Source organism: Brevundimonas vesicularis, from assembly GCF_032067225.1.
In the GTDB taxonomy this organism is placed as follows: domain Bacteria; phylum Pseudomonadota; class Alphaproteobacteria; order Caulobacterales; family Caulobacteraceae; genus Brevundimonas; species Brevundimonas vesicularis_F.
On the sequence record NZ_DAMBJX010000082.1, the window covers coordinates 1 to 10,082 of the forward strand.

At 66.7% G+C, this 10,082-nt stretch carries 11 protein-coding genes and 1 pseudogene; 6 read left to right on the forward strand and 6 right to left on the reverse strand.

Translation table 11 applies throughout. The features are described 5' to 3' along the window. The 3 genes from RT123_RS14665 to RT123_RS14675 form a co-directional block, all read right to left on the reverse strand. A partial coding sequence (locus RT123_RS14665) for a class I tRNA ligase family protein (RefSeq protein WP_313009903.1) occupies window positions 1-521 on the reverse strand: 521 nt, incomplete at its 3' end. Window positions 522-575: 54 nt separating this feature from the next. Next, window positions 576-1,922, reverse strand: a complete 1,347-nt coding sequence (locus RT123_RS14670) for an MATE family efflux transporter (RefSeq protein WP_313009904.1) — start codon at window positions 1,920-1,922, stop codon at window positions 576-578. Between the two features lie 63 nt (window positions 1,923-1,985). Next, window positions 1,986-2,384, reverse strand: a complete 399-nt coding sequence (locus RT123_RS14675) for a DUF1489 family protein (RefSeq protein ID WP_242076762.1) — start codon at window positions 2,382-2,384, stop codon at window positions 1,986-1,988. Window positions 2,385-2,488: 104 nt separating this feature from the next. On the opposite strand from RT123_RS14675, the gene RT123_RS14680 reads away from it, so the two are divergent. After that, entirely contained in the window at window positions 2,489-2,779 is a 291-nt protein-coding gene (locus tag RT123_RS14680; protein ID WP_313009905.1) for an antibiotic biosynthesis monooxygenase family protein, read from the forward strand. Here RT123_RS14680 and RT123_RS14685 read toward each other — a convergent pair. Beyond that, on the reverse strand, window positions 2,776-4,737 hold the full coding sequence (locus tag RT123_RS14685) for a biotin carboxylase N-terminal domain-containing protein (RefSeq protein WP_313009906.1): 1,962 nt from the start codon (window positions 4,735-4,737) through the stop codon (window positions 2,776-2,778). The two genes, RT123_RS14680 and RT123_RS14685, sit on opposite strands and share 4 nt — an antisense overlap. Window positions 4,738-4,824: 87 nt before the next feature. Here RT123_RS14685 and RT123_RS14690 point away from each other — a divergent pair, with 87 nt between their 5' ends. After that, window positions 4,825-5,436: a TIGR02466 family protein gene (locus tag RT123_RS14690; protein WP_313009907.1), complete on the forward strand. Its 612-nt coding sequence runs from the start codon at window positions 4,825-4,827 to the stop codon at window positions 5,434-5,436. Window positions 5,437-5,471: 35 nt separating this feature from the next. Here RT123_RS14690 and RT123_RS14695 read toward each other — a convergent pair whose 3' ends face one another. Next, entirely contained in the window at window positions 5,472-6,371 is a 900-nt protein-coding gene (locus tag RT123_RS14695; protein WP_313009909.1) for an enoyl-CoA hydratase-related protein, read from the reverse strand. 50 nt (window positions 6,372-6,421) lie between these two features. Further along, window positions 6,422-8,014 carry a carboxyl transferase domain-containing protein gene (locus RT123_RS14700; RefSeq protein WP_313009911.1) on the reverse strand — a complete coding sequence of 531 codons (1,593 nt, stop codon included), beginning with the start codon at window positions 8,012-8,014 and terminating at the stop codon, window positions 6,422-6,424. A 219-nt stretch (window positions 8,015-8,233) separates the two neighbouring features. On the opposite strand from RT123_RS14700, the gene rpsF reads away from it, so the two are divergent. The 4 genes and pseudogenes from rpsF to RT123_RS14720 form a co-directional block, all read left to right on the forward strand. Continuing rightward, the gene (gene rpsF, locus RT123_RS14705; RefSeq protein WP_026108635.1) at window positions 8,234-8,620 is read left to right on the forward strand and encodes a 30S ribosomal protein S6; all 387 of its coding nucleotides are present in this window, start codon (window positions 8,234-8,236) and stop codon (window positions 8,618-8,620) included. Between the two features lie 12 nt (window positions 8,621-8,632). Beyond that, window positions 8,633-8,911, forward strand: a complete 279-nt coding sequence (gene rpsR / locus RT123_RS14710) for a 30S ribosomal protein S18 (protein WP_008259463.1) — start codon at window positions 8,633-8,635, stop codon at window positions 8,909-8,911. A gap of 1 nt (window position 8,912) precedes the next feature. Next, window positions 8,913-9,497 (forward strand): 50S ribosomal protein L9, encoded by a 585-nt coding sequence (gene rplI / locus RT123_RS14715; RefSeq protein ID WP_055754943.1) that lies wholly within the window; start codon window positions 8,913-8,915, stop codon window positions 9,495-9,497. A 330-nt stretch (window positions 9,498-9,827) separates the two neighbouring features. After that, window positions 9,828-10,082 (forward strand): annotated as a pseudogene (locus RT123_RS14720) (TonB-dependent receptor); the annotation flags it as partial.

Below are 10,082 nucleotides of genomic sequence, written 5' to 3' on the forward strand. Positions count from 1 at the left end.
ACACTCTTCGCAGGGACTGTTATGAACAGTAAACGATTAACGCTGATTCTGTCGCACTGGTCGCCGCGCGCGCCGACATGGCCACAGTGCGGACACGTCCCCTCGACATAGCGGTCGGGCAGGAAGCGGGCGTCGTCGATCGAATAGATCATCCGATCCACCCGCTCCTCGATCAGGCCGTTCTTCTCCAGCGTCTCGGCAAAATGCTGGGTCAGGCGATGGTTCTGCGGATTCGACGACCGGCCGAACCAGTCGTAGCTAAGGCCGAACGCCTGACCGGCGGCCTTCTGGATTTCGTGCTGCTCGTCGCAATAGGTGCGCACATCCTGGCCGGCGGCGGCGGCGGCCAGCTCAGCCGGGGTGCCGTGCTCGTCGGTGGCGCAGATATAGAGCACCTCATGCCCCTGTGCTCGTTTGAACCGCGCCCAGACGTCGGCCGGCAACATCGAGCCCGCCAGATTCCCCAGGTGCTTGATGCCATTGATGTAGGGCAGCGCCGAGGTGATGAGGATGCGGGCCATGATCGTCCAGGTGTTCGGGGAAGCGCAGGGATATAGAGCGGCGAAGCGGTTTCCTCAAACGCCTTGCGGCAGACGGCGCGCAATACGGATGAAACGCCCGGTCAGCAGGGTCGAGGACGCCAGGCTGGCGATCACCACGGCCCAAACGAGGCCGTTGACGCCCATCTGATGCGCCAGCACCCAGCCCAGCGGCATCATCACCGCGCCGTAGGCCGCGAAATGCATGATGGTGGGCCACCAGACGTCGCCCGCCGCGCGGTTGGCCTGGGCCGCCACGACCTGAATGCCGTCCGCCACAAAGAACAACGTCGCCAGCACCAGGGCCGGCGCGGCGATGGCCAGCAGGGCCGGATCTCGATTATAGGCGCCGACGATCAGATGGGCGCTGGGCCAGACCAGCAGGGCGACCACCAATGTCAGGGTGGTCACGACGCCCAGCCCCACCAGCCCGGCGCGCATCACCCCTCGCCCGTCGCCGGCGCCATAGCTGCGGCCCACCAGCACCGCCGTCGCCGACGACAGCCCCATCGGCAGCATGAAGACGATGGCCGAGACGTTGAGCACCACCGCCCAGGCCGCCGTCTCCGCCGTGCCGATCTGACCGGCGAAGAAGGTGAAGCCCGAGAAGGCCCCGACCTCGATAAAATAGGAGGCCCCGGCGCCCAGGCCGACCTTGACCTGTTCGCGCGCGGCCTCGGGATCACGCTCGGGCTTGTCGAAGATGCCCAGCGCCCGCGCCTCGGGCAGACGCAGGATGTAGATCACCAGAAAGATCGCCAGCGCCGCCCGCGCCCCGAACGTAGCCCAGGCCGAGGCGAAGGCGCCGTCGAAGCCGAAGCCGAGCATGTCCGGCACCAGCACGATGTTCAGCACCAGATTGACCCCGTTCGCCACCCACATCGCGACCATGCCGGGCTTGGGCCGGCCCAGAGCCTCCAGGAAGAACTGGCCCGTCACCGAGATCAGATAGAAGGGCATGGACAGGGCGAAGACGACCAGGGCAGGCCCGGCGCCCTCCGCCAGACCATCCTCCAGCCCCAGCTTGCCCAGTCCCCACGGGCCAATGGCGATCAGGGCGATCATCGACACCACGCCGATCTGCAACGAATAGGTCAGGCCGCGACGCAGCACCGAGCCGACAGCGTGCCGACGCCCCTCGCCCAGCATCCGCGCCGTCATCACCTGCACGCCCAGCATCAGGCCCACCGCCGTCGTCACCACGATCGACGTCGGCGCCCAGGCCAGAGAATGGAACGCCAGTTCCTGGCTGGAATAGTTGCCCACCACGATGGCGTCGGTCAGCCCCATGGTCATGATGCCGATGCGCGCCAGGATCACCGGCCATGCCAGGTTCAGCAGGTCGCGGAAGGCGGTACGGGTCTGGGGGCGAAGCGCGATCATCGGACGCGGCACAGGCCACGCCGACCCGCCGGGGTCAACTCCCAAAAACTTTGAGGGCTCGGCCTACCAGGCGCCCAGTTCGCGCAGCTGACGCACCAGTTCTTCCGGAGCCTCGCCAGCGTCGAGGTCGGTCAGATCGACCGGCGCATCCTTGGGCTCGAAATATCGCCAGCCCTGGAAGGGTCGCCGGGCCATGGGCGCGGTGCGAATGACTTTGGGTTCGAGCGTGATCTCACAGCGGCTCTGCTTGCCCTCGCCCAGCGTCGCGATGTCCAGCACCGGTTGGCGACAGACGATCGTCCCCTTCACCACCCAGTAAAGCGAGCCGCCGTCCTCGATCTCGGGCGCCCGTTTCGGCGTCATGCGTGTGTGGACGACGAGCGCCCCGCCCCGGGCGGCGCGGGCCTCCAGCCATTCGACGTCCGGCACCCCGACGCCCAGCTTGATCATGTGAAGCGGCATGGCGCCCACGTAGTGCCCCTTAGGCGCATTGGCCAGATTCTTAATCTAAAGGGGTTAGTCATGATCGCGCGCCGCTCAGTTCGCCCAGCGCGTTTAGGACCAGTATGTACGGATTGATTACCCGCCTGACGGCCCATGCCGGCCGCCGCGACGAACTGGGCCTCTGCCTGCTGGATCCCAATGTGAAGCGTCCGGGCTGCCACAGCTACGTCGTGGCGCACGACGTGAATGACGCCGACGCCCTGCTCGTCACAGAGGTCTGGATGAGCAAGGCCTCGCACGATGCCTGGTTCAACGCGATCCGCGAATCCAGAGTGATGCGTCCGGCGCTCGGCCTGATCGCGCTATGGGGCGATACGGTCGTGACTCGCCCGATCGGCGGCGTGGGGCTTTAGTCCGCCTTCACCACCGCCAGCACGGCCGCCTCGACGACCTGATCGCCAAGAGACGCGACGCTTTCCAACACGCCGTCGAACGGCGCGGTCAGGGCGTGTTCCATCTTCATGGCTTCCAGCACCACGACCGGCTGTCCCTTGGCGACGGCGTCGCCGGCCTTGACCGGCGTCGCGACGATCTTGCCCGGCATGGGCGCGCGCAGCGAACCGTCCGACACCGCCCCCGCGCCTGAACCCACGGCGGCGCGATAGGGCGTGACGCGACGCGCCTCGCCATCGACGAACAGAACGAACCCGTCGTCGACGGTCTGATAGCCGAACAGGCGATCACCCGCCTGAACCTGATCGAACCCGACGTGGGCCAGTTCCCCTTGAGAACCGCGCCAGCCCGTTTCGACCGGCGTCACCGCAGCGGACACGCCCTGACCGTCGACATGGGCCCAGACGGTCGTCTGCGCCGGCGCATTCAGGCGCACGCCATAGGACAGGCCCGGCTGGCCGCCCCAGGGGCTGAACCGGTCCGAACGCGTCTCGACCCCATCCGCCGCCGCTTCCGCAATCAGGGTCAGGGCCGCCAGCGTTGCTTCGTCGGACGGCTGCGGCTGCAACGCCGCCTCCTCCGCCGCGATGAAGCCCGTGTCCACGTCGCCCGCGACGAAGCGCGGATGCTCCAGGCAGCGTTTCAGGAAGCCGGCGTTGGCCTTGACCGGCCAGACCTCGACCTCGCCGGCCGCCTCGGCCAGACGCGCCGCCGCCGCCTCGCGCGTGTCCTCATGCACGATCAGCTTGGCGATCATGGGATCATAGAACTGGCTGACCTCGCCGCCCTGCTCCACGCCGGTATCGACGCGGATGCCGTCCGGCATGACGAAATGCTCCAGCTTGCCGATGGAAGGCAGGAATCCGTTGGCCGGATCCTCGGCATACAGCCGCGCCTCCATGGCCCAGCCGTTCAGCTGGATCTCGGCCTGCTTCAGGGGGACCGGCTCGCCCGCGGCAACGCGGAACTGCCATTCGACCAGATCGACGCCCGTCACGCTCTCGGTCACGGGATGCTCGACCTGCAGCCGGGTGTTCATCTCCATGAACCAGACGCCGTCCGCCTTCAGCCCGTCCGAGGCGTCGGCGATGAACTCGATGGTCCCGGCCCCGACGTAGTTGACCGCCCGGGCCGCCTTGATCGCGGCCCCGGTCACGGCGGCGCGCACGGCCTCGCTCATGCCCGGCGCGGGCGCCTCTTCGATCACCTTCTGGTGGCGGCGTTGCAGCGAACAGTCGCGCTCATACAGGTGGACGACCTCGCCGTGCTTGTCGCCGAACACCTGCACCTCAATGTGGCGTGGGCGGGTGATGTAGCGTTCGATCAGCACCCGATCGTCGCCGAAGGCCGCCGCCCCCTCGCGCTTGGCGCTGGCCAGACCGGCGGCGAAATCGGCCGGATCGTCGACCCGCTTCATCCCTTTGCCGCCGCCGCCCGCGACCGCCTTGATCAGCACCGGATAGCCGATCCGCGCCGCCTCGGCCGTCAGGGTCTCTTCCGATTGGTCCGCGCCCTGATACCCTGGCGTCACCGGCACCCCGGCCTGGATCATCAGCTCCTTGGCCGCGTCCTTCAGACCCATGGCGCGAATCGAGGACGGGTCCGGCCCGATCCAGATCAGGCCCGCCGCCGCGACGGCCTCGGCGAAGTCGGCGTTCTCGCTCAGGAAGCCATATCCGGGGTGGATCGCCTCTGCGCCGGTCGCCTTGGCCGCCGCCAGCACCTTGGCGCCGTCCAGATAGCTTTCGCGCGCCGCCGCCGGACCGATCAGCACCGCCTCGTCAGCCTCGCGCACATGCAGGGCGTTGGCATCCGCCTCGGAATAGACGGCGATGGTGCGAATCCCCATCCGCTTGGCGGTGCGGAAGACACGGCAGGCGATTTCGCCGCGATTGGCGACAAGGACGGACTTGAACATGAAGCGGTCTTAGCCGGATCGTGCGCATCAGGCGAGAGGCAGAGCACGACCCTTCTCACGCGACGCGGCAGGCGTTAAGCCCCTCCGATGTCCCTGCGCCCCCTCTTCGTCACCCAGGTCTATGAAGCCTCCCTCGCCGACGGCCGAGGCTGGCCCGACTTCAACGCACAGCTGATCGACGTCATCCGCATGATGGCCGAGGAGGACGCGGCCGGCCGCCGCTGGTGTCGTGACAACGCCTATCGCGGCTACACCTCCTACGGATCGCTGAACGACCTGCCCCAACGCTTTCCCGAGTTCGCGGAGCTGAAGCGCCATCTGGATCGCCATGCCGTCGCCTACGCCAAGGCGCTGAACTTCGATTTGGCCCGCAAACCCCGCCTCGACAATCTGTGGGTCAACATCCTGAAGCCCGGCGGCGGCCATACGGGTCACATCCACCCGCACGCCTTCCTGTCGGGCACCGTCTATATCGACGTGCCAGACGGCGCCTCATCACTAAAGCTGGAAGATCCCCGCCTGCCCTTCATGATGGCCCGACCGTCGGTGACGGATGAGGCGAGCGAGGCCGAGCGGCCGTTCGTCTATCTACAGCCTCATGCAGGCACGGTGCTGATGTGGGAAAGCTGGCTGCGGCACGAGGTGCCGACCAATCTGGCCAAGGCCGACCGGATTTCGATCAGCTTTAACTACGCGTGAAATCGGCCGCCGTTTCCGGCGGCCGATCAGCGCAATCAGACCGTCCAGCTGGCCTTGCGCTTTTCCAGGAAGGCGGCGACGCCCTCGCGGCCTTCGTCCGATACGCGGGCGCGGGCGATGCGTTTGGCGGTTTCGTCCATCAGACCGTTGTCGATCTTGTGTTGGGCGATGTCGTTGACCAGACGCTTGGCCTCACCCATCGCGCCCGGCGCATTGTTGGTCAGGCTGTCGCTCAGCATCGAGATGAACTCGTCCACCGATCCTTCGGGCAGCACGAGGTCGATCAGGCCGGCATGGGCGGCGTAGTCGGCGTCGAAGGCGTTGGCGGTCAGGAACAACTGGCGGGCGCGGCGCGCGCCGACAGCCTCGATCACATAGGGAGCGATGGTCGCCGGGATCAGACCCAGCTTGACCTCGGAGAAGGCAAAGCGCGCCCCCTCGACCGCCACCGCCATGTCGCAGGCGGCGACGATGCCCGCTCCGCCGCCCATGGCGTTGCCTTCGACCACCGCCACCGTCAGGGCGGGAATGTCGTGCAGGGCCTTCAGCATTTTCGCCAGGCCCATGGCGTCGTCGCGGTTGTCGCTCTCGGACCAGCCGGCGGCGTCGCGCATCCAGTTCAGATCGGCCCCGGCGCTGAAGGTGCCGCCCGCCCCCCGAATGAAGACGGCCCGCACCCGGTCCGCGCCGTGCAGCGTTTCGAACGCCTCATGCAGGGCCGCGATGGTCGCGGCGTCAAAGGCGTTCTTCTTGGCCGGCCGGTTGATGGTGACGAAGACGACGCCGTCGGTGGTCGAATCGATCTGCACCAGATCGTCGTCGGCGTCCGGCGCCGCATCGGGCACCAGCGGCTGGGCGATGCTGTTGATCTCGGCCGCCTCGGCGTCGGTGACGTCCAGGGCGTTGAGGTCGGCTTCGGTCGGTTGATCGGCCATGGGGGTCTCCAAACTGCGTGTCCGCTCACAACGAGGCGCGGACCAATAGGTTACATCCGGAACAGGCCGAACGTCGTCTCCGGGATCGGGGCGTTCAGGCTGGCGCTGATGGCTAGGCCCAGCACATCGCGGGTCTGGGCCGGGTCGATGACGCCGTCGTCCCACAGGCGGGCGGTGGCGTAATAGGGATTGCCCTCGTCCTCATACTTCTGGCGGATGGGCGCCTTGAAGGCCTCGGCGTCGCCAGGGGACCAAGTGTCGGCGTCGCGGTGCACGGTGGCCAGCACGCTGGCAGCCTGCTCGCCGCCCATGACCCCGATCCGGCTGTTAGGCCAGGTGAACAGGAAGCGCGGCGAATAGGCCCGGCCGCACATGCCATAGTTCCCCGCGCCGAAACTGCCGCCGATCAGGACGGTGAACTTGGGCACTTCGGCCGAGGCCACGGCCGTCACAAGCTTGGCGCCGTCCTTGGCGATGCCGCCCGCCTCATATTTGCCGCCGACCATGAAGCCCGAGATGTTCTGCAGGAACAGCAGCGGAATCTTGCGCTTGCAGGCCAGTTCGATGAAGTGCGCGCCCTTCTGGGCGCTCTCGGAAAAGATGACGCCGTTGTTGGCCAGGATGGCGACCGGATAGCCCCAGATGCGCGCGAACCCGCACACCAGGGTCGAGCCGTACAGGCTCTTGAACTCGTCGAACTCCGACCCGTCCACCAGCCGGGCGATAACCTCACGCACGTCATAGGGGGCGCGGACGTCGTCCGGGATCAGGCCGTACAGCTCCTCTGCGTCGAAGGCCGGCGCGCGCGGTTCGCGCACATCCATCTCGACGGCCTTGGTCGTGTTCAGATTGGCGACGATGGAGCGCACGATCTCCAGCGCGTGCTCATCGTTCTCGGCGACATGATCGACCACGCCCGAGCGACGACCGTGGGTCTCCGCCCCGCCCAGTTCCCCCGCCGAGATGACCTCGCCCGTCGCCGCCTTCACCAACGGCGGGCCGGCCAGGAAGATGGCGCCCTGGTTCCTGACGATGATCGTCTCGTCCGACATGGCCGGCACATAGGCCCCTCCGGCGGTGGACAGGCCCATGACGCAGGCGATCTGGGCGATGCCCTTGGCGCTCATCCGGGCTTGGTTGAAGAAGATGCGGCCGAAGTGGTCGCGGTCGGGAAACACCTCGGCCTGGTGCGGCAGATTGGCCCCGCCGGAATCCACCAGATAGACGCACGGCAGACGGTTCTGCTCGGCGATTTCCTGGGCGCGCAGGTGCTTCTTCACCGTCATGGGGAAGTAGGCGCCGCCCTTCACCGTCGGGTCGTTGCAGACGATCATGACCTCGCGGCCCGAAACCCGGCCAATGCCGGCGATGACGCCCGCCGCCGGGGCCTCGCCGTCATACATGTCGTGCGCAGCCAGTTGCCCGATCTCCAGAAAGGGCGAGCCGGGATCCAGCAGGCGCTCGACGCGGTCGCGCGGCAACAGTTTGCCGCGAGCGACGTGACGGTCGCGCGACTTGTCGGACCCGCCGCGCGCGGCCTTGGCCACATGGTTGCGCAACTCGGCGACCAGGGCGCTGTTGTGCGCGTGCAGGGACTTGTATTTTTGGCTTTGCGGATCGACCGCGGACGTCAGCTTCGGCATGGGGCTGGTTTAGGCGGGGTCGAGGGGCGCCACAAGCGTCTGCCGCCATCCTTGCTTCCTCGCCCCTTTTCGCCTATAGGCCCCGCCTTTCCAGGGCTTCGGTCCTGTCGCGGAGCACCAAAGGGTTGGACGTTCGGTCCGGCCGCCGCGCCAGGAGCCATCGTGGAGACCGACTTACCCGGTCGTTTCCGCGCCGACGCCCACAAGGGAGACTACCGCATGGCTCTTTACGAGCACACGGTCATGACGCGCCAGGATATCTCGGCGCAACAGGCCGAAGCGCTGAATGACACCATCAAGGATCTGATCGTCGCCGGTGGCGGCTCGGTCGCCAAGATCGAATACTGGGGTCTGCGCAACCTGACCTACCGCGTGAAGAAGAACCGCAAGGCTCACTATTCGCTGCTGGCCGTCGACGCCCCTCCGGCCGCCATGGCCGAAGTCGAGCGTCAGCTATCGATCAACGAAGACGTGCTGCGCTGGCTGACCGTCCGCGTCGAGGAACTCGACCTGGAACTGTCGCCGCTGCTGGCCCGCCGCGAGCGTGAACGCGAGCGTGAGCGCGAGCGCACCCCGCGCGACGACGCCGCCGCCGACGCCGAATAAGGAACCCGGAACATGACCGATACCACCGCCCCGACCCCGGGCGCACCGGCGGGCTCCGGCGCCGCCGGCCGCCGCCCCTTCTATCGTCGCCGCAAGGTCTGCCCGTTCTCGGGCGCCAATGCGCCGAAGATCGACTACAAGGACGTCAAGCTGCTGCAGCGGTACGTCTCCGAACGCGGCAAGATCGTGCCTTCGCGCATCACCGCCGTCTCCCAAAAGAAGCAGCGTGAACTGGCCAAGGCCATCAAGCGCGCTCGCTATCTGGCCCTCCTGCCTTACGTGGTGAAGTGAGATGAAGGTCGTTCTGCTTGAACGCGTCGAGAATCTCGGCGCCATCGGCGACGTCGTGTCCGTCAAGGACGGCTTCGCCCGTAACTTCCTTCTGCCGCGCGACAAGGCCCGCCGGGCCACCGCCGCCAACCTGAAGGCGTTCGAACTCGACCGCGCCGCCATCGAGCAGCGCAACGAGAAGAACAAGGCCGACGCACAGAAGGTCGCCGACAAGATCGACGGCCAGACCTACGTCATGATCCGTCAGGCCGGTGAAACCGGTCACCTGTACGGTTCGGTCGCCGGTCGCGACGTCGCCGAGGCCATCCAGGCCGAAGGCGGCAAGGTCGAGCGCTCGCAGGTCGTCCTGAACACGGCGATCAAGAGCCTGGGCGTCCACGAAGTGCCGGTTCGCCTGCACGCCGAGGTCCGCGCCACGGTCAAGATCAACATCGCCCGCTCGATGGACGAGGCCGAGCGCCAAGCCAAGGGCGAGGACGTGATCCGCAGCCAGTTCGACGATGAGCGCCAGGCCGCCGAGCAATCGGCTCAGGAACTGATCGAAGGCGGCGCCGGTCAACAAGAAGGCTTCGGCGACGAAGCCTGATCCGACCGGATCCCCAACGACATCAAGGGCGCGTCTCGCAAGGGACGCGCCCTTTTTGCTGCGCGTGAACGGCATCCACCGCACGGCCGATCGTCACCTTGACCTATGACAAGATTACAACAAACCCAGATCATTGATCTCTCAAATGGATGTCTAGACATTAAGCTTGCTTGACGTCGTCACATTGCGGTCACAGCCTGCAATTGAGGCCTGCGTTTCGATTATACGCGCAAAATTATTGCGCTTTTCGAGACGCCGACCGAGGGCGACGGCATGACGGCCTGCCGAGCGCCGACACAGAGGGCTGTCGTGCATCGTCGGGGACTATCAATGAAAATCGGATACGGTCGTCAGGCCCTATTGGCCTTTGCCTCCACCAGCGCGCTCTTCATCGCCTCATCGGCGTTCGCCCAGACAACCCCTCCGCCAAGTGAAGCCACCGATGTCGATGAGATCGTCGTCACCGGCACGCGCACCGTTGGGCGCAGCCGGCTCGACAGCGTCGCGCCCGTCGATGTCATCACCGGCGAAACTCTGGCGAAACAGGGCACTGGCACAGAGCTGGCCGCCGCCCTCGCCGCCACC

Bases quoted from the DNA above. Each gene is read 5' to 3' on its own strand.
- RT123_RS14675 (WP_242076762.1), bottom strand. From the start codon at position 2,384: ATGCCGCTTCACATGATCAAGCTGGGCGTCGGGGTGCCGGACGTCGAA.
- RT123_RS14685 (WP_313009906.1), bottom strand. From the start codon at position 4,737: ATGTTCAAGTCCGTCCTTGTCGCCAATCGCGGCGAAATCGCCTGCCGT.
- RT123_RS14695 (WP_313009909.1), bottom strand. From the start codon at position 6,371: ATGGCCGATCAACCGACCGAAGCCGACCTCAACGCCCTGGACGTCACC.
- rplI (WP_055754943.1), top strand. From the start codon at position 8,913: ATGAAGGTCGTTCTGCTTGAACGCGTCGAGAATCTCGGCGCCATCGGC.
- RT123_RS14680 (WP_313009905.1), top strand. From the start codon at position 2,489: ATGTACGGATTGATTACCCGCCTGACGGCCCATGCCGGCCGCCGCGAC.
- RT123_RS14670 (WP_313009904.1), bottom strand. From the start codon at position 1,922: ATGATCGCGCTTCGCCCCCAGACCCGTACCGCCTTCCGCGACCTGCTG.
- RT123_RS14690 (WP_313009907.1), top strand. From the start codon at position 4,825: ATGTCCCTGCGCCCCCTCTTCGTCACCCAGGTCTATGAAGCCTCCCTC.
- rpsR (WP_008259463.1), top strand. From the start codon at position 8,633: ATGACCGATACCACCGCCCCGACCCCGGGCGCACCGGCGGGCTCCGGC.
- rpsF (WP_026108635.1), top strand. From the start codon at position 8,234: ATGGCTCTTTACGAGCACACGGTCATGACGCGCCAGGATATCTCGGCG.
- RT123_RS14700 (WP_313009911.1), bottom strand. From the start codon at position 8,014: ATGCCGAAGCTGACGTCCGCGGTCGATCCGCAAAGCCAAAAATACAAG.